This window comes from Microcoleus sp. S28C3 (genome assembly GCF_036700785.1).
In the GTDB taxonomy this organism is placed as follows: Bacteria; Cyanobacteriota; Cyanobacteriia; order Cyanobacteriales; family Microcoleaceae; genus Microcoleus; species Microcoleus asticus.
Window position 1 is genome coordinate 1 of the sequence record NZ_JAUBPO010000072.1, and the last position, 16,671, is coordinate 16,671.

At 46.0% G+C, this 16,671-nt stretch carries 19 protein-coding genes; 7 read left to right on the top strand and 12 right to left on the bottom strand.

The genetic code is table 11. The features are described from left to right. Positions 1–83: 83 nt before the first annotated feature. The 5 genes from QUA13_RS20630 to QUA13_RS20650 all read left to right on the top strand — a co-directional run bounded on the left by QUA13_RS20630 (position 84) and on the right by QUA13_RS20650 (position 5,680). Entirely contained in the window at positions 84–533 is a 450-nt protein-coding gene (locus tag QUA13_RS20630; RefSeq protein ID WP_333201461.1) for a chemotaxis protein CheB, read from the top strand. 292 nt (positions 534–825) lie between these two features. Further along, a complete protein-coding gene (deoC, locus tag QUA13_RS20635; protein WP_333201463.1) occupies positions 826–1,506 on the top strand; it encodes a deoxyribose-phosphate aldolase in 681 nt (226 codons plus the stop codon). 245 nt (positions 1,507–1,751) lie between these two features. Continuing rightward, positions 1,752–2,627: a DNA repair protein RecO gene (gene recO, locus QUA13_RS20640; RefSeq protein ID WP_333201465.1), complete on the top strand. Its 876-nt coding sequence runs from the start codon at positions 1,752–1,754 to the stop codon at positions 2,625–2,627. A 231-nt stretch (positions 2,628–2,858) separates the two neighbouring features. Next, positions 2,859–4,427 (top strand): MFS transporter, encoded by a 1,569-nt coding sequence (locus tag QUA13_RS20645; protein WP_333194144.1) that lies wholly within the window; start codon positions 2,859–2,861, stop codon positions 4,425–4,427. A gap of 26 nt (positions 4,428–4,453) precedes the next feature. Continuing rightward, positions 4,454–5,680 (top strand): glycosyltransferase family 4 protein, encoded by a 1,227-nt coding sequence (locus QUA13_RS20650; RefSeq protein ID WP_333201467.1) that lies wholly within the window; start codon positions 4,454–4,456, stop codon positions 5,678–5,680. Between the two features lie 192 nt (positions 5,681–5,872). Here QUA13_RS20650 and QUA13_RS20655 read toward each other — a convergent pair whose 3' ends face one another. Together QUA13_RS20655 and QUA13_RS20660 are read right to left on the bottom strand one after the other, a co-directional pair. Continuing rightward, positions 5,873–7,552, bottom strand: coding sequence for a phosphatidylglycerol lysyltransferase domain-containing protein (locus QUA13_RS20655; protein WP_333201469.1), 1,680 nt, complete (start codon positions 7,550–7,552; stop codon positions 5,873–5,875). Between the two features lie 11 nt (positions 7,553–7,563). Beyond that, complete coding sequence (locus QUA13_RS20660; RefSeq protein ID WP_333201471.1) at positions 7,564–8,484, bottom strand: alpha/beta hydrolase-fold protein; 921 nt, start codon at positions 8,482–8,484, stop codon at positions 7,564–7,566. A 175-nt stretch (positions 8,485–8,659) separates the two neighbouring features. On the opposite strand from QUA13_RS20660, the gene QUA13_RS20665 reads away from it, so the two are divergent. Further along, on the top strand, positions 8,660–9,088 hold the full coding sequence (locus tag QUA13_RS20665; RefSeq protein WP_333201473.1) for an NUDIX hydrolase: 429 nt from the start codon (positions 8,660–8,662) through the stop codon (positions 9,086–9,088). Between the two features lie 110 nt (positions 9,089–9,198). After that, positions 9,199–10,116 carry an NAD(P)H-dependent glycerol-3-phosphate dehydrogenase gene (locus tag QUA13_RS20670; RefSeq protein ID WP_333201475.1) on the top strand — a complete coding sequence of 306 codons (918 nt, stop codon included), beginning with the start codon at positions 9,199–9,201 and terminating at the stop codon, positions 10,114–10,116. Between the two features lie 271 nt (positions 10,117–10,387). Here QUA13_RS20670 and QUA13_RS20675 read toward each other — a convergent pair whose 3' ends face one another. The 10 genes from QUA13_RS20675 to QUA13_RS20720 form a co-directional block, all read right to left on the bottom strand. Further along, positions 10,388–10,648, bottom strand: a complete 261-nt coding sequence (locus tag QUA13_RS20675; RefSeq protein ID WP_246276587.1) for a hypothetical protein — start codon at positions 10,646–10,648, stop codon at positions 10,388–10,390. Positions 10,649–10,700: 52 nt separating this feature from the next. Next, entirely contained in the window at positions 10,701–11,006 is a 306-nt protein-coding gene (locus QUA13_RS20680; protein WP_006635311.1) for a small RNA NsiR4-regulated ssr1528 family protein, read from the bottom strand. Positions 11,007–11,291: 285 nt separating this feature from the next. Continuing rightward, the gene (locus QUA13_RS20685) at positions 11,292–11,975 is read right to left on the bottom strand and encodes an SNF2-related protein (protein ID WP_333201522.1); all 684 of its coding nucleotides are present in this window, start codon (positions 11,973–11,975) and stop codon (positions 11,292–11,294) included. Between the two features lie 71 nt (positions 11,976–12,046). Next, on the bottom strand, positions 12,047–12,556 hold the full coding sequence (locus tag QUA13_RS20690; protein WP_333201477.1) for a PIN domain-containing protein: 510 nt from the start codon (positions 12,554–12,556) through the stop codon (positions 12,047–12,049). Further along, positions 12,553–12,834, bottom strand: coding sequence for a hypothetical protein (locus QUA13_RS20695; RefSeq protein ID WP_333201479.1), 282 nt, complete (start codon positions 12,832–12,834; stop codon positions 12,553–12,555). Before QUA13_RS20695 ends, QUA13_RS20690 begins: the two co-directional genes overlap by 4 nt. 146 nt (positions 12,835–12,980) lie before the next feature. Beyond that, positions 12,981–13,364 (bottom strand): hypothetical protein, encoded by a 384-nt coding sequence (locus tag QUA13_RS20700; protein ID WP_333201481.1) that lies wholly within the window; start codon positions 13,362–13,364, stop codon positions 12,981–12,983. Between the two features lie 174 nt (positions 13,365–13,538). Further along, complete coding sequence (locus QUA13_RS20705; protein WP_333201483.1) at positions 13,539–13,874, bottom strand: DUF7680 family protein; 336 nt, start codon at positions 13,872–13,874, stop codon at positions 13,539–13,541. Beyond that, entirely contained in the window at positions 13,871–14,056 is a 186-nt protein-coding gene (locus QUA13_RS20710) for a hypothetical protein (protein WP_333201485.1), read from the bottom strand. The genes QUA13_RS20705 and QUA13_RS20710 overlap by 4 nt, the downstream gene beginning before the upstream one ends. After that, positions 14,037–15,044: a threo-3-hydroxy-L-aspartate ammonia-lyase gene (locus tag QUA13_RS20715; protein ID WP_333201487.1), complete on the bottom strand. Its 1,008-nt coding sequence runs from the start codon at positions 15,042–15,044 to the stop codon at positions 14,037–14,039. Before QUA13_RS20715 ends, QUA13_RS20710 begins: the two co-directional genes overlap by 20 nt. A gap of 534 nt (positions 15,045–15,578) precedes the next feature. Further along, positions 15,579–16,671, bottom strand: a 1,093-nt coding sequence (locus QUA13_RS20720) for a calcium-binding protein (protein WP_333201489.1), incomplete at its 5' end; no start/stop codon positions are given.

Sequence of the window (16,671 nt, forward strand, 5' to 3'; positions counted from 1 at the left end):
TGCTGGTATTTATAATTATGAACTTTCTTTGAAGATAAATTAGCGATCGCCTGAGAATTTCGCAAGAGGTCTAATATGTCGATATGCAGTTTTCGGCGGGGCTGGTGGATTGGCTGAATCAACAAACACCCTTGACAGTGAAAGTAGCCAAAATTGGCGATCGGCTGGAGAAAGGTATTGTCTTAGTTGCAGGTACTAACGATCACCTCAGTCTTCGTTCGGATTTCACTCTGCATTACACAAAAGAACCGATTGACTATCCCTATCGCCCATCAGTAAATGTGTTTTTTAAGAGTCTTGCCCAATACTGGAACCACAAGGAAACTGCCGTGTTACTGACTGGGATGGGACAAGACGGTGCTGAGGGAATGAGCCTTTTGCGATCGCGGGGATGGCACACAATTGCTCAGGATGAGAAAAGTTCTGTCGTATATGGAATGCCCAAAGCGGCAGTTCAGCTAAATGCAGCGGTTGAAGTTCTGCCTCCTGAAGCGATCGCCGATCGCTTAGTTCAGCGAGTCCTGTTCAAATAACTCGGTATTTTCAATATGAACCATGATGAAGCCAAGAGAAAGAAGTAGATGAGTGATACAAATTTGGTAAACTAGACAATCAACTGTAAAGTCACCATTTCCTTTTTACCAAAAACGATCGCAGGTTTTTTCTCAATAATTTTATGAGAGCATTGCTTAAATAAAATATCAAAGAACACTCGCTTACTGAAGTCCTCCTAGTCGCTTAAATTCCAGCCGGACAAGCAGGGAAGTTTTCCGCATCCCTTTATTTTGTATAATAATAAAGTAGTTATCTCAGAGAATAAAAATAATGGCTGCAAACCAGGCAGACATCGATATTGCCCCCTTGATCGACTACGGCCTGATCGACCCCACCGCTACGCCAGAGCAAGTAGAAAACTGCTGCCAACAAGCAGAGAGATTTGGCTTTGTCACAGTTTGCGTGTATCCCGCCTACGTCAGACAAGCAGTTGAGCTGCTGCACGGCAAACGTCCCAAAGTCTGTACAGTTATAGGTTTTCCCACCGGTGCTTCGACTTCAACGGTGAAACTTTACGAAGCTCTAGAAGCAGCAGATAATGGAGCCGTAGAGTTAGATGTCTCCGTTAACTTAGGATTGTTGAAAGCTGGAAGAATCGACGAATTCCACCGAGAATTAGCCCAAATTTGCGAAGAAACTAATCTCACCATCAAAGCAATTATCGAAAGTTCGCTGCTTTCGGATGCCGAAAAACAATTAGCGGCTGAGATCTGCATGGAAGCTGGTGTGGCTTATATCAAAACCAACACTGGCTTTTTTGGTCCGGCGAAAGTTGACGATGTGCGACTGCTGAACGAAGTTATTAAGGGCAGGATCGGGATTAAAGCCGCCGGCGGAATTCGCACTCACGAACAAGCTCTAGATTTGGTAGTAGCTGGGGCAACTCGTTTGGGGACTTCTCGCGGCCCTGAATTACTCCGCCAGCGCGATAATTTAGATAAAAGTCATTAGTCATTAGTCATTAGTCATTAGCAATGGCTAATTGGTAATGGCTAATTGGGAATTGGTTCGCCCTTACGCACCCTACAACTAAAAGTTCTGCGTCCTGGACTGTTTTTGCTACTGTCTAATAACAATACTTCGGACAGTTTTTGATTGCCAACTGTAGAATGACTGTTCCAGGTCGATCGACCAACGAGGACAATGAAACTGTCCGAAGTATTGTAGTAAATCTAAAATCTAAAATCTAAAATCGAGTGACTCGAACTTACAAAGCAACTGGAATCAATCTTAAGAGTGCGCCGATCGGCGAATCCGATCGAGTGCTGACAGTTTTGACGCGGGAATTCGGCTTAATTCGAGCCGTAGCACCGGGTGTTCGCAAACAGCGATCGACCATCGGCGGTAGAAGCGAATTATTTGTTGTCAACGAATTGCTAATTGCCAAAGGCCGATCGCTCGACAAAATTACCCAAGCCGACACCGTACAATCCCATCCGGGTTTGAGCCGCAACCTCGGGAAACTCTCAGCCGCGCAATATCTGGCCGAATTGGCGATCGCCAGCGCCCTTTCCGATGAGCCCCAAGAAGAACTCTTTTGGTTGCTGGGCGAACATTTGAGCCGTTTGGAGCGTTTGTCCGATCGCACAGAAATCCAATCCGCTGCCGTACTTGTCGCCCACCTCAGCCACGGCATTTTTCACCTGCTAGCCTTAGCAGGCCTCGCGCCCCAAGTCCAAGTCTGCTGCGCCACCAGACGCCCGCTGATCCCAAATTTCAGCGATCCGAACTGGCAAACCGGGTTTAGTATACCCTCTGGGGGAACCTTCAGCTTGTCCGAACTCGCTAACTTAGAGGCAGAACTCTCTTCAGAAACCGGCACCTTGTACAAATCCGCTTCTCGTTCCCGGCAAACGAATGGCAGCAAACACTTGACAAACTTCTTGATTAATGCTAAGGAATTAGCAGCGCTGCAACAGTTGGCTAGTCCAGAACTAGGAGAGGGGATTGCCGATCGAACAACTTGGGTATCAGTAGAAAATATTTTGCGGCAATATGCCCAGTATCATTTAGGTTGCACGATTAGATCGGGAAGCTCGATCGATACCTACTTAGAGAGTTTTGAGTTTTAAATTTTGAGTGTTTAGTTAAATAGGTGAACGAACGATCGTACATCGCACCCCCAGCCTGCGGGATATCCGAACCTGCCGGCCTTTTCAGGTAAATTCTCAAGGTTGTTGCGACATCAGATAATAGATAGAGATAAAGTTACGAGATTATTAATAAACTTAGGGGTTAACCCCTCAATTTGAAATCCCCATCCCCCCAACCTCCACCATCCCAGGCGAGCCACCCCAAATCCTATGATACGACTGTCCGATTCTGATTTGACAATATCTGTTTTAGCTGTGACCCACCACAAAATGGAAGAACGAGAAAATTTTCCCGATTTTCGCTCGGAACCCGCCTTGGCCGATCGACGGATCAACGTCGAAGACCCAGAAATGGATAAATATCCCATAACGAAAGAAACAGAGTCAAGCAACGGCAAAAGCCAAGAACCCGAAGCAATCCCCCCGCTGGCAACAGCAGACCCAGCAGCCGAGAGTTCGGAAGCATTAGCCGAAACTTCCGAAAAAGAAACAGCATTTCTGCCAGTTCTGAAAAACCGAAATTTTCTAGCACTGTGGAGCGGGCAAGTTTTTTCCCAACTAGCAGATAAAGTTTATCTCGTACTGACGATCGCCCTCGTGGCCAGCCGCTTTCAAGCGCCAGATCAAACCATCAGCAGGTGGGTATCGGCAATCATGATCGCCTTTACCATTCCCGCAGTGCTGTTCGGAGCAGCCGCAGGCGTGTATGTCGATCGGTGGTCGAAAAAAGCAGTGCTCGTAGCCACAAACCTGCTGCGGGGAGCCTTCGTTTTAACATTACCCGTGCTGCTGTGGCTCTCTGACGGGTGGGAACTCGGTCAACTGCCGCTAGGATTCTGCTTGCTCCTGCTAGTGACATTCCTCGTTTCGACTCTAACTCAATTTTTCGCCCCAGCAGAACAGTCAGTGATTCCTTTAATTGTGGAACGCCGCCACCTGCTCTCGGCAAACTCCCTCTACACCACAACCATGATGGGTTCGGTGATTATTGGCTTTGCAGTCGGAGAACCCTTACTAGCTTTAGCCGACACCCTATTTACCAACCTCGGCGGCGGACTCGGCATCGGCAAAGAATTAGTAGTAGGCGGAAGTTACGCCTTCGCCGGAGTGCTGTTGCTGTCGATGAAAACAGGCGAAAAAAACGATGCCGAACACGAACCGCCACATCCCCTAGCAGATTTGCGAGAGGGCCTGCGTTACATCAACGATCAACCGAAAGTCCGCAATGCTTTAATTCAACTAATTATTCTATTTTCCATTTTTGCAGCCTTGGCAGTTCTAGCGGTGCGGCTGGCAGAAATCCTCCCCGGTATGAAAGCGTCGCAATTTGGCTTTTTGCTCGCTGCGGTGGGCGTCGGCATGGCTGGTGGGGCGACGACAGTCGGCTATCTCGGCCACAAATTTTCTCACTCCCAACTGAGTTTAATTGGCTCTATCGGCATGGCACTTGCTCTGATGGGCCTTTCTGCATTTACACACCATTTGTGGCTCTCGGTACTGTTCATTACCCTGTTGGGTTTATTTGCCTCATTGGTGGGAGTGCCGATGCAGACGACAATTCAAGCAGAAACTCCAGAAGAAATGCGGGGAAAAGTCTTCGGGCTGCAAAACAATGCGACTAATATCGCTTTGAGTTTACCGTTGGCTTTGGCTGGGGTAGCCGAAACATTTCTGGGCTTGCCGACAGTATTTTTGGGTTTAGCAGGATTAGCGATGGCTGGCGGTGTCTTAACCTGGTATATTTTCCGTAGCAGTAATAGCAAAGTCGATCGAATCTAAAAAATAACAAACTCTGATTTACTGGAATGCACATCGCTTGGCTAGGAAAAAAATCACCTTTTTGCGGTAACGTCACTTACTCCAGGGAAGTCACCAACGCACTGTTAGACCGGGGATACCAGGTCAGTTTCCTGCACTTTGCCCAAGAAGCGGGCCCGCTCGACAGGAACAATACGGCGTGGAGCATGGCAAATGGTTCATGGGGAAAAGCAATTGCTCAAACCTCATATACCAATTCGCTTTCGCCCGCGAGTTGCAACGAAGTCTCTTTACCCTGTCACTACAAATCGCAAATTTATACGATTCCCACTCTCAAGTCCCGCACAGTGCTGATGAAATCTCTGCGGCGGCTCAAACCCGATGTTGTTCACGCTTCCCTGACGCTTTCGCCTCTAGACTTTTTGCTGCCGGAAATTTGTCAAGAATTGAAGTTGCCTCTGGTGGCGACTTTTCACCCCCCGTTCGATCGCAAATTGCGGAATTTGACATCGGGAACCCAACACCTGATGTATCAACTGTACGCTCCGTTTTTGGCTCACTACGACTCAACGATCGTATTTTCTTACATTCAGCGGGATATTTTGGTGCGCTTGGGAGTGCCGGAAGAACGGGTAGCCGTGATTCCCAACGGAGTAGACGCGGTTAAGTATTCGCCCGGGCCTTCGGGGTTGAAGTCGCAATTAAAAGCCGATCGAGTTTTTGTTTACCAAGGCCGCATTGCTCCGGAGAAAAATGTCGAGGCTTTGCTCAAGGCCTGGAAACAGTGCAATTTTGGCCGTGGCAACGTATTGGCGATCGTGGGCGACGGGCCCCTTGCCGCCTCGCTCCAACTGTCTTACGGCGAAGATGATGGCATTGTGTGGCTCGGATTTGTTGCCGAGGAGGAACGGCGGATCGAAATTCTGCGGGGTGCAGACGTATTTATTTTGCCTTCTTTGGTGGAGGGACTGTCGCTGTCGCTGCTGGAAGCGATGGCCTGCGGTTTAGCTTGTTTGGCCACCGATGCGGGTGCTGACGGCGAGGCCTTGGAGGAAGGCGCGGGGGTAGTTTTGAACACTCAGCGGGTGCGGAGTCAGTTGCAAACCTTGCTGCCGCTGTTTTGCGACCATCCTGAGTTTGGAATGGTGCTCGGTCAAAAAGCACGCCAACGGGCGATCGAGCGGTACACTCTCAGTCAGAATATTACTGAGTTGGAAAAGCTGTACTCAGAGGTTTTGCAAAAGCAGCGCGTGCCACTTCGCGGGTTGGCATAAAAGATTATGGATTATTTTGGAGTAGGGAAACGGCATTGCCGTGTCCTCTTTGCTCGTTCCCACGCTCTGTCTGGGGATGTAGAATTACCCATAATTAGGACACGGCAGTGCCGTTTCCCTACAATTAATCGGGTGATGGTTACATCTCTGGCGATCGCAATGGATTATTTTGGGGTAGGGAAACGACATTGCCTACCCTCCCGGGCGCAAATAATCCAAAAGTCGATCGCCCGAATCGGCCCGAATCAAAGCAACCACAACATCCGGCAAACTTCCCAAACTCGGATAAACTAAATAACGCGGTTCCCACCGCGGCGCAAACTTATCTTTAAAACTGTGCAATCCCTTAAAATTATAAAACTTGCTCAAGTGATCCGAAAGATAAATCAAAACCTTTTCCAACCGCCCGGATTTCTCAGCTTCTCCGACTCCCGCCAAAGCCGACAAACCCAAATCAAATTCTTCATATCCCAATACTTGACAATGCTGCAACATCGAAGCAAACAAACACTCCATCGTGCCATTTTCCACCTCAGTGCGACGCCGCATTAAATCAACTCCAACTACCCCATCTCCCGCCGATATCATATTAGCAAAAGCACTAATTCTACCGTCTGGAGTGTGGATGGCTGCGACACGAGTTTCCCGCAAATATGCCTCGTCAAACCAACCCACAGAAAACTTTTTTTCCGCGCCTTGAACCATTTGCAGCCACTCGTCACTCACGAGTTTCATTTGCCGCATCAATTCGGAACTTAAAGGAGGTTCGTAAAATTCGATTTGATAATCGGCTTTTGTAAGTCTGTTGATAGCAGTTCTCAAGTTTTGATTGCTCTTGCCTTTGAGAGTAAAAGTTTTGAGATTGACAATAGCTTCTTCGCCAATTTGCACCGCTCGAAAACCGAGAGTAGAATACATTTCTAGATCGTCGGGCAAAGTTTGATAAAATGCTGGATACCAATCGTTGCGATCGCAAAATTCTTGAAAGCCTAGAATTGCTTCTTTGCGGTCTTCAGCAGGCCCGATGGGGTCTCCCAAAGCAATCGCACCTCTACCTTTCGACACATAGGCGATCGTACTTTTTCCCGAAAAACTAAAATAATAAGATTTATCCGGAAGCAAGGCCAGTTTCGCTAGCGTTGTCCGCCCGTATTTTGCTACAAATTCTTGAGCTTTATTCCGTTCCGAAATACTTGCCGAATTTCGCAGCAGCACCGGCCGCAGCAGCATTAAAAGTGCGTAACCAAGCGTTACCGTACCTACAGCATAAATCGAATCCGCAAAAAAGTTAGCAAACCGAGTTTGCGGAACCAACCCCGCATTGTCCGCCGTAAAAAACATGGCAAAAGTCTGGAACAAAGCTCTGTCTAAATCAAAATTAACCGCTTGTCCGTTAACTTGAAAACCCCTGTCTAAAATATAAAAACCCGCCGTCCCGTAAGCCAGCGTAAACAGCAAAGCCCCCAGCAAAACCCGGATTCCTTGAGCAATTGAAGGGCGATCGGATTTAGCCGTAAACGTCTGCCGCATCACCAACAACTGAAACAGCAGCACCCCTGAAAGCAAGCTTTCTTCAACATCCAATCCCTTGACTAAATGAATTACAATAGAAACGATTAACAATCCCACAGTCAGCAACCAAGCAATACGCTTGCGCCGCAACAAATTAGTTGCTAGAGTTAGCAGCATAAATCCGATAACTGCTGCAAAAAAATGCCCGCCAGCACGCACGGGAAAAGGGAAAAATGGTTCTAGCCAATTTCGGCGATCCGGTAGACTGGGAGTTACAGCAGACAGCAGGTTAATAACTCCTACCAATCCGGTTAAAAATGATGCAGTCCAGAGTCCAATCCTAGTTTTTTGGGGTAACACTGTTGACCTTTCTAATTTTTCTGTGTTGCCAGTGATATTTTAAACTGTTTTCCAACATAACTCAAAGAATCGGCTAAATGCTTGTGCCAATAATTCCAACCGACATCGGGACCGACAATCCCGTGTCCTCCCGGAAATTTGTTAAACTCGTTAGCAATACCCAAACTGTTTAACTGCTCGTGAAACTGTTGAGTAGAACTTAGAAAGTCTGCGTCTGCTTCCCCGGCATCCAAATAAGCGCGCAACTGCTGTTTATCTTTAACACTAAGTTTTTCCACTAAATATTTAGGACTGTTAGCGTTGCCGCTTTGATCTGTAAAATAACCGCTGTGGCTGAACAAAATATTAAAATTATTCAAGTAGCGCAAACCGATATTAAAAGCTCCCCAACCCCCCGAAGATTGTCCTCCCATTGCCCATAATTTGGGGTCTTCCAGCGTTCTGTAGCGCGATTTTACGATTTTCACTAACTCGGAGCCGATCGCGCTTCCCACCTTACCGTTCGGCCCGTCAAAATACTGCGGGTCCCACAAAGGACTCGTACCCCGCTTGTCGTTCCCGTCAGGAGTAATTACAATTGATGGCGGCAATCTTTTGCTTTTATATAAATCGTGAAGCACAGAAGTAACAGCAGCTTTGTCCTGATAAGCGCGCGCGTCTCCGTGCCCGCCGTGCAGCAAAAAAATCACAGGATAGCGCTGTTTGGGATTTTTTGCGTACCCAGGCGGCAAAATTAAGCCGTAGGTGCGCTCTGAATTCATAGCTGCACTTTTATATGTTTTGAGTTGAAAATTTAAGTCAGGATCAGCCACTACTTTCGGAGGGTCTAACTGAGGTGCTCCGGCAATAAAAACGTACCAGTATCCACTCGCACCGAGGAGGAGGATTGTACCGGCACCGATACCTAAAACTTTTCCCAGCCACTTAGGCATACTTTCAATCTCTCTTTTTTGTCGGCGATCGCAATCCGTACATTATATGCAAGTATATTGTAGAACTGTAGGTGAGGTCGCACATTTTGCAGCTAAACTGCAACGGTCTCTGGGGCAAGTTCCACAGTTAAACTGCAACGATGTTAAATTCTTCAATTCTTTAATCTAAAATGGTATGACTTATCGAAATCCCGCTCCTACAGTTGATATTATTATCGAATTAGCCGATCGCCCCCACCGCCCGATCGTACTCATCGAACGCCGCAATATTCCCTACGGCTGGGCAATTCCCGGCGGTTTTGTCGATTACGGGGAAGCGGTAGAAACGGCGGCAAAACGCGAAGCTTTAGAAGAAACGAGCTTGAATGTAGAATTAATCGAGCAATTTTACGTTTATTCCGACCCAAATCGCGACGCCCGCGAACACACTATCAGTATTGTATTTTTGGCTTCCGCAATCGGCGAACCTCAAGCTGCCGACGATGCTAAAAATTTACAGCTTTTTGAATCTTGGCAGATTCCCCATCAATTATGTTTCGATCACGATCGCATTTTACGAGATTATTGGCGTTACCGTCATTATGGATTGCGTCCGCGTTTGTAGGATGAGGGTTTTTAACCGCAGATGCACGCAGATTAACGCAGATTGATTGCGATGATTTATCTGTGATTTATCTGTGTTAATCTGCGGTTAAATTCATCAAAGTAAATTCTATGCAAAGCTTGACAATATTAGGCGGAGGTGCTTGGGGTTCGGCACTGGCAAGTCTGGGAGGTAAAAAAGGCGATCGAGTTAATTTGTGGTCGCGCAGCAGTTCTTTTAATCTAGAATCAGTTATAACAGGTGCGGATGTTGTTGTTTCGGCAGTTTCGATGAAAGGAGTTGGAGCAACGGTCGATCGACTGCTTGCGTTAGAGTTAAGTCCCGATACAATTATAGTTACTGTCACCAAAGGTTTAGATCCCGCGAGTACGCGCACTCCGTCTCAAATTTGGCAAAATGCCTTTCCTAACAATTCAATTGTGGTACTTTCCGGCCCTAATCTTTCCGAGGAAATTCAGCAAGGATTGCCGGCTGCAACGGTAGCGGCGAGTTTGGATTTAGCTGCGGCCAAGCAAGTGCAAAATATTTACAGTTCTGATATTTTTCGGGTTTATGTTAATGAAGACCCGCTGGGAACTGAGTTAGGTGGAACTTTAAAAAATGTATTTGCGATCGCGGCTGGTGTTTGCGACGGTTTACGATTAGGAACTAATGCTAAATCTGCTTTGCTGACTCGCGCTTTGCCGGAAATGATTCGGGTGGGAGTTCGTTTGGGAGCTCGCGCAGAAACTTTTTACGGTTTGTCTGGTTTGGGAGATTTGCTCGCTACTTGCAACAGTCCTTTATCGCGCAATTATCGGGTTGGTTTCGGGTTAGCTAAAGGCAAATCATTAGAGCAAATTTTGAACGACTTGCAGAGCACTGCTGAGGGGGTCAATACTACTAATGTGTTGATTGATTTAGCGGATCGGCGCGAAATTGAAGTCCCCGTTTCCCGTCAAGTTTATCGCTTATTAAATGGTGAAATTACTGCCGAGCAAGCCGTTTTATCGCTGATGGAACGAACTTTGAAACCGGAGATTTTATAACCTGCACAACTAGATAGGTAAGGACTTAAGCAAAGCCTAAGCCCCTACCCGTAGCTGAAGTTTCAAGGACTTGGCTCAGGAGTTGCTAGTTATAAATTAAGAGTTCTAAGCGGAATTGGTTGAGCGGTCAGATTGATGTTTCGATCGCTCAGTAGAGAAAGAGTTTAAGGAATTGAAGATGAGTTGTGAATCCAAAACTCTTTAACTCATAGCTGCTACTACTTAACTCCTAACTCATAACTCATAACTTGCAGAGCGAGTTGCACCAGCTTTACATCTTGCCTTTCTGCATTACCTCTTGAAGGTGCTGCCGAATTTCCTGCGCGTGCTCCATGTCAGCTTGCTGCAATTTTTGAAACAGCTCAGCACAAGGCTGAGAACCTGTTTCTTGAGCATCTTTCATGTAAGTTTCGTAGGCTTTCAAAGCTTCAGACTTGTTGTGCAAAACTGTTAACAAATCATACTCGAGGTTGCTGATGACTGTACTACCGTTAGTGCTCATAAACTGACCTTCTGCTAGGATTTGTTCCAAGTTTGACCGATCCAGAGATGACTGTTCATCTGTCTAGAAGGGTAGATAATTTTTACTTTCCGCCGTAATAAAACGCAACTTCTTTATCTTTGAGCGGTGCGAAGTCAGCAGCAACGAGCATTTTATCGAGCTCGTTTTGAGGCAGATGTTTGACACCGATGCGGACAATGCGCGATCGCATTGTATTTGACACGCCACTGCGCTGTCTGCCGGCTTCTAATCCCATTACTTGCTTGTAGAGGTCTAATTTTGCTTGCGGAATCGGAGTACCGTCAAAGTCGATTCCAGAGGCGATCGCAACATCGATCGCATCTGCACCAGTTGTAGATTGAGCCGCTGAGTTTGTTTCTGAAGACATTGTGCAAATTAAATAAAAAGGACGATCGTCATAAAAAGTAGTTTAGTCCTAAAAGTGCCAAAGTTGAGCACCAAACTCTAGCACAGCTCAAAATAACGTAAACTCGTGAAACAAGCTAAACATTCCGCCCCACAGTCTTCGATGAGTGTTCGATTAACGACTGTTTGGCACAAGGGCGATCGCACTTAGCATTTCTTCAAACAACGGATTGCCAAAACTCATCAATTGCAGTGAAGCATTTTCCTCAAAGATATCCGGGTAAAATATCATAGGATAAATGCCACCTTAATAGTTAAGATGCCAAGTGCTAAAATAATTGCAGAAATTTTTACCATAAGACCAATGTCCTGGCAGTCCCAGAAGTTGCAATAAATCGAAAACTTCGATCGTGTCAATCTGCATTGGCGTGGCGGATAATAATAAGAGCGATCGGCTTTTTTCTTTCAATTGCTGCATTAACTCTAGCAACCGATTCGGAGTTTCCTTGCGGTTTTGCTGGCTTTGGCGGCAGGCGTGATGCGCTTCATCCAGAATCACCAAGTCCCACGGTTGCGCGTCTAAAAGCTGTTTTGTGCGATCGCTCCGACGGACTAAATGAGATGATGCTAAAATGAGATTTTGGGAATTCCAAATATTCTTTTCCTCTAAGTGACTCCTCTCCCCATAGGAATTTTTTAATTCACCTTTGCTATAACTCCAAAAGTGCAAGTTAAATTTTTCACGCAATTCTTCGTGCCATTGTGGCTGAATGCTGGCGGGTGCTAAAATTAACACAGGTTTGACTTTTTGGCTGATGAGTAAGTAACGCAGAATCAACCCGGTTTCGATGATTTTTCCCAATCCTACTTCATCCGCAATTAAGAAACTTTTCGGGAAATTTGCCGCAACACCGAAGCGCGAGAAAACGATAAAGGTTTGCGCGAATACCAGCGATGCAATCTTTAAATGGATTGCCGCCGTGTTCGTAATAAACCTGCTCGTTTAGCAGATTTACGGGCATGATTTTTTCGGTGAATAGTTTGGGGTGTTTTTTGATACAGTCACTTTTTGTACTTCCATCCAGAGGGGCGAATATTATTGAAATTAATCGTATCAATTCCAATTTTTTGAAGGTAACTAGCTAATTTCAAGTCATCAGTCAGTACGAGATACTTATTTTTTGCAAGTGTGGCTATTCCACAATCCGTTAAGCCAAATTTAGTAAAACTGTCTGTCCTAACAACCTCCGTACTTTCCAGATAGGATTCATTTAATTTGGCCACTCCTTCAGCAAATACAGACAAACATTTAGAACGTTCGGGTTCTCCAAGCTGATTCGCTAAACTGTTAACTTCTGTCAGGATGTTTGGAGTTGTAACTATTCTGTTAAAATAAGACAAAATTTGCAGCAAAAGATCGTAATCTTCTGGCACGAATTTTTCGGTGCGATTAAATTTTGAAATTCGCTCTCTGTTAACCGTACCAACAAACCATAGCAAAAGGATATTTGTATCAATTAAAATTCCTTTTTGTTTGTATTTTTCAAATAAAAAACGAACAAAATCTTTCATACTTCGCGAATTTTCATAGACTCCACTTCCCCAGTTCTGGCATCTATTTTAAATACTTTATACTCTCGTTCATAATTGCGAGTTTCCATCCAATCAGCAAGGGGATTGCTTGTTTTATCCACTGGTCGGATAAAGCCCAGTGTAATAAACCAGTGTTCTTTATCCTCTGAAAGTTCTGCTTCTTCCAGCCTTAAATCTTCGATATGATCACCTATCATATCTTGCAGAGAATTAAAATATTCGCTAGCCACAACTACTGCACTTCTTACATCAACCATAATCAATTCACCTCTTCAATAAATTTACTTGTTATCCAACTGTGCCTGGTACAGCAGATCCAGAATCAGAGACTTTAGGCATTTTCAGACTCTGCCTTGGAACCAGTTAAAAGCAGGGCGCGTGGTATTATCCAAAAATTCTTAGCTCAACCTTCAAGTACCTCTGCTTTTTCAATGATAAACCATTCGTGGTACAATACTGCTAAGAAAAACTCTTCTCCTTTTGGTCGATCGCACACAGCCATATATCCAGATACAAACATATCATCGTCAAAAGTTTTATCCTTAAGAAACAGAGTCAGCGAGTTGCCATCCGCACTCCAAATTGTCCGCAAAATCGTGATATTTTGGTGACGAGATGCTTCAACGGGCAATAACACCCACCGCCCCTCAATTTCGATAAATTCTGGTTCGCGGTATCTAAATTCAGACTCCCATCTTGCGGGCCCTTCGTGCTTCTCAATAATTCGATCCCAGCGCACTGTTTTAATCTTTGCTAAAGTTTCGTTTGACAAATCAGCTACTTTCATCAGGTTAATCTCCTAATAAAATTAACTGGTTCCCAGGCAGAGCCTGGGAACTGATGTAAGCGAGGCTCTGCCTCGTTTGTTGCTGGGAAAGATTGGAGGCAGAGCCTCCTGATATGCGTTACCAGGCAGAGCCTTGGAACGAGTAGATACGTCAAATCAGCTACTTTCACAATCTCAATTTCCCAATAAAATTCGTAAGGCTTTTAAAGCATTTGAAAGATGGCTCTTGGCAATTTTACCAAACCAATAATGTGCCTCTTCATTACTCATAGCCCTCATCCCCTCGGCAATATTCGCAATTCGTTTGATAGTCAAGAAAAAGCTCTGAAATTCCCGCATCTGCCCTTGATATTCCAACCGCACAAATTGGTCGCCGGTTTGAATGGTAGCGGTTTGGTCGATTTGCGGTTGCCAGCGCAGCAATAGGGCAATTGCTGTTCCCAATTTGCGATAATCCATTACTTGATTCACAGACAATTCTAGCACTTCTGCGTCGGTAGAAGAATTCACCGTCGCTTCCTCAAAATCGATCGCGCACAGCGCCACTTCATCCGGGTTTTGGCATTTTGATAAACTTGAGGTGCATTTCCTTCGACTACCAGCCGCAATTTTGCTGCAAATAAATCTAGTGACAAGTCTCCAGATAAAATCTCATCTCTGGGCACGCAGGTATCAAAGATTAATGGCAGCATCTAACGATCGTTTTGTGTTGGGTAAATGATTAAAATCGACATTTCCGCCGCTGACAATTACCCCAATGCGAGCATTCTGGGCTTTGACAATTCCATCGAACAAAGCCGCCGCTGCTAACACTCCCGTGGGTTCCACAACTATCTTCATGCGTTCCCACATAAAAAACATTGTCTGGCGAATTGCGTCTTCGGAAACTGTTGCCATATCGTCCACATAATGCAGCACCAAAGGAAAGGTTAATTTTCCCAAAGATGGCGTGCGCGCACCGTCAGCAATTGTATCGGGATTAGTAACAGTTTGCAGCGTTTTCGTGCGGAACGATCGTGCAGCATCGTCTGCTTGCTGGGGTTCTACTCCTATTACTTTACACTGCGGAGACAAAGTTTTTGCTGCGATCGCGCATCCCGACAGCAAACCGCCGCCGCCGCAGCAAACCAGCAGCAAATCCAACTCCCCAAATTCTGCGATTAATTCCAGCGCCGCCGTACCTTGTCCCGCAATCACCCACGGATGATCGTAAGGAGGAATAATTGTTAAGTGTCGTTCTGCGCCAATTTTGGCGGTGAGGTCTTCCCGCGCAACTTGAGTGCGATCGTACAAAATAATCTCTGCGCCGTAGCCGCGAGTCGCCTCTTGCTTGACTTTTGGCGCATCTGCCGGCATGACAACAGTAGCAGGAATTGCTAGCAACCGTGCCGCAAGGGCGATCGCCTGCGCGTGATTTCCCGAAGAAAAAGTCAGCACTCCCCGCTGTTTTTCCGCTTCAGATAGCTGCATTAAAGCATTGCAAGCACCCCGAAATTTAAACGAACCCGTCCGCTGAAAGTTCTCGCATTTGAAAAATACCTGAGAATTCGTCCGTTTGTTAACAGTTTCCGAAGTCAGCACCGGTGTCTTGAAAGCTTTGCCCTGCAAGCGCTTTGCTGCCGCCTCCACATCGGCGAAACTGACTGGCAAAAGATTTTCAGTAGAGAAGTCAGCACTCATAGATTTTAGATTTGGACTATCGAGGACTCTATTTGTAGGGTGGGGATTGCCCGCTTCACTCCTACCATTAAATTATAAATTTTTATGAAATTTTGGGGCTAATAATTATTAAGTGTTGCGCTTAATTGTCAAAAAAGCTGTTGACTAAAATCAAAGTTATGACAATTTACTATCAAAAAGTAAAGTGAGGTTTGTACTTGCACAGGAGAGGGATTAATCAAGACAAATTTAACCACCGCCCGATTAATTTTCGGGAAACAGCACGGCGCCTTGTCCTGATTTCGGGTAACGGGTAAAATCAACCGGATTGGATGCTCAAATTGCCCGATCGCGCGATCGACCCCAACCATCGATAACAAGGCCAAAGAGGACACCGCAATACCGTTTCCCTACCCAAAAAAGAGCGGCTAAATTGTTTAACAATTACAAAAAAAAGGACACAGCATTGCTGTGTCCCTACCCGTATCTTGTAGGAACACGGCATTGCCGTGTCCCTATCCGTACCGCCGATATCCCGATTAGGATTCTTGCCGTTTAGAACAAGAACAATTCAGAATTACCGGAAATTCCTAAATCGACATCGACAGTAGCAAACAAACTGTTACCGCCAACCGTAGAACCGTTGCTATCGTAATACAGTTTAGTAGATGCAGACAAACTGTCGTAGATAGCCATGATCGATGGCCCGGTTAAAGTTGCTTCGAGCGCAGTTACACCACCTGTACTGGTGTAAGCGTAGAAACTCGAACCCAAAGGCCCAGATCCGGTGGTAAAGGCTGCAAACCCAGTGCTGTCGAGGTTAATTAGATCGTCAGCAGTGCTGTAATTGGTAATTAAATCCCCGCCGTCAGCAGTAGTTCCGCTGAACACAAACACATCCAAACCAGCACCGCCGTTGAGAACATTGGTTCCCACACCACCGATTAAAGTGTCATTCCCGATACCGCCGTTGAGAGTATCGCTACCGCCACCGCCGAAGAGGCTGTCATTGCCATCGTCGCCGGAAATGCTGTCGTTACCCAAACCGCCGTCGAAAATGTCGGCACCGCTACCGCCGCTGAAGATGTCAGCAAACTCAGTACCAGTGACGTTGTTAGCAGTTGCATCTCCGGTAAACAATACAGGAGTAGTAAAGTTGTAACCGCCAGCACCAGAACCGAAATTGTTAAAGTCGGTCGGGAAAGTATTCCCAGCAGCAGTTAAATCGGCAACGCTGCCTGAGTTGGTAGTAGTACCACCAGGAGAAGATGCGATCGTACCTGTAAATACAAAGTCCGCCGTTCCCAGATTGGTAGTAGCATTACCCAAATTAGCAATCAAGGTAGAACCACCGGCTGTCGTACCGTTCGAGTCAAAATACAACACAGTCTCGTTCGAGGCATTCGTAAATGCGAAGAAACCAGCAGTTGTAGAATTGCCCAGGGCAGACGCTTGTGCAGCTTCCAAAGAGGCATAACTGCCGCCTGTGAAAATCACTAACTCTTTGCCAGTAATGTCCGGAGTTGAACCCGTCACACCGTCAAAGTTAGTCGTCGTCAAATTGCCGAATTCGCTCGCGCTAAACTGGAATTTGTCTACCCCAGAGGTAAAGTCAGTAATCGTATCGCCGCCTTCGCCTGCTGCTTTG

Bases quoted from the DNA above. Each gene is read 5' to 3' on its own strand.
- QUA13_RS20670 (WP_333201475.1), top strand. From the start codon at position 9,199: ATGCAAAGCTTGACAATATTAGGCGGAGGTGCTTGGGGTTCGGCACTG.
- deoC (WP_333201463.1), top strand. From the start codon at position 826: ATGGCTGCAAACCAGGCAGACATCGATATTGCCCCCTTGATCGACTAC.
- QUA13_RS20680 (WP_006635311.1), bottom strand. From the start codon at position 11,006: ATGTCTTCAGAAACAAACTCAGCGGCTCAATCTACAACTGGTGCAGAT.
- QUA13_RS20690 (WP_333201477.1), bottom strand. From the start codon at position 12,556: ATGAAAGATTTTGTTCGTTTTTTATTTGAAAAATACAAACAAAAAGGA.
- QUA13_RS20665 (WP_333201473.1), top strand. From the start codon at position 8,660: ATGACTTATCGAAATCCCGCTCCTACAGTTGATATTATTATCGAATTA.
- QUA13_RS20700 (WP_333201481.1), bottom strand. From the start codon at position 13,364: ATGAAAGTAGCTGATTTGTCAAACGAAACTTTAGCAAAGATTAAAACA.
- QUA13_RS20645 (WP_333194144.1), top strand. From the start codon at position 2,859: ATGATACGACTGTCCGATTCTGATTTGACAATATCTGTTTTAGCTGTG.
- QUA13_RS20715 (WP_333201487.1), bottom strand. From the start codon at position 15,044: ATGAGTGCTGACTTCTCTACTGAAAATCTTTTGCCAGTCAGTTTCGCC.
- QUA13_RS20695 (WP_333201479.1), bottom strand. From the start codon at position 12,834: ATGGTTGATGTAAGAAGTGCAGTAGTTGTGGCTAGCGAATATTTTAAT.
- QUA13_RS20630 (WP_333201461.1), top strand. From the start codon at position 84: ATGCAGTTTTCGGCGGGGCTGGTGGATTGGCTGAATCAACAAACACCC.
- QUA13_RS20650 (WP_333201467.1), top strand. From the start codon at position 4,454: ATGCACATCGCTTGGCTAGGAAAAAAATCACCTTTTTGCGGTAACGTC.
- QUA13_RS20710 (WP_333201485.1), bottom strand. From the start codon at position 14,056: ATGCTGCCATTAATCTTTGATACCTGCGTGCCCAGAGATGAGATTTTA.
- QUA13_RS20660 (WP_333201471.1), bottom strand. From the start codon at position 8,484: ATGCCTAAGTGGCTGGGAAAAGTTTTAGGTATCGGTGCCGGTACAATC.